This is a genomic window from Anaerotignum propionicum (genome assembly GCF_024461735.1).
Classification (GTDB): Bacteria; Bacillota; Clostridia; order Lachnospirales; family Anaerotignaceae; genus Chakrabartyella.
Genome location: NZ_JANGAD010000027.1, coordinates 1 through 314 on the forward strand (window position 1 = coordinate 1; position 314 = coordinate 314).

Consider the following 314-nt stretch of genomic DNA (forward strand, 5'->3'; position numbering starts at 1 on the left):
GAGCGGTCGATGATACTTGGTGGGAAGCTGCCTGGGAAAGTAGATGGTTGCCGAAGTCCTATGGGCTCATAGCTCAGCCGGTTAGAGCGCACGCCTGATAAGCGTGAGGTCGGTGGTTCGAGTCCACTTGAGCCCATTTTGAGTGTGTTTATAGTTGAATAAGGGGAATTAGCTCAGCTGGGAGAGCACCTGCCTTGCAAGCAGGGGGTCACGAGTTCGAATCTCGTATTCTCCATTTACCGGCTCTAGTGAGTCGGGATGCACCTTGAAAACTGAATACAAGAAAAAAGAGTCAATCGAGAAAAAATAAATTT

Annotated in this window: 2 tRNA genes; both read left to right on the forward strand. The window is 48.7% G+C overall.

The annotated features are described in order from the left end of the window. Nucleotides 1-62: 62 nt before the first annotated feature. Nucleotides 63-136: transfer RNA gene (locus NE558_RS14265), tRNA-Ile, on the forward strand. A 26-nt stretch (nt 137-162) separates the two neighbouring features. Further along, nucleotides 163-235, forward strand: a tRNA-Ala gene (locus NE558_RS14270). The last annotated feature ends 79 nt before the right edge of the window (nt 236-314 follow it).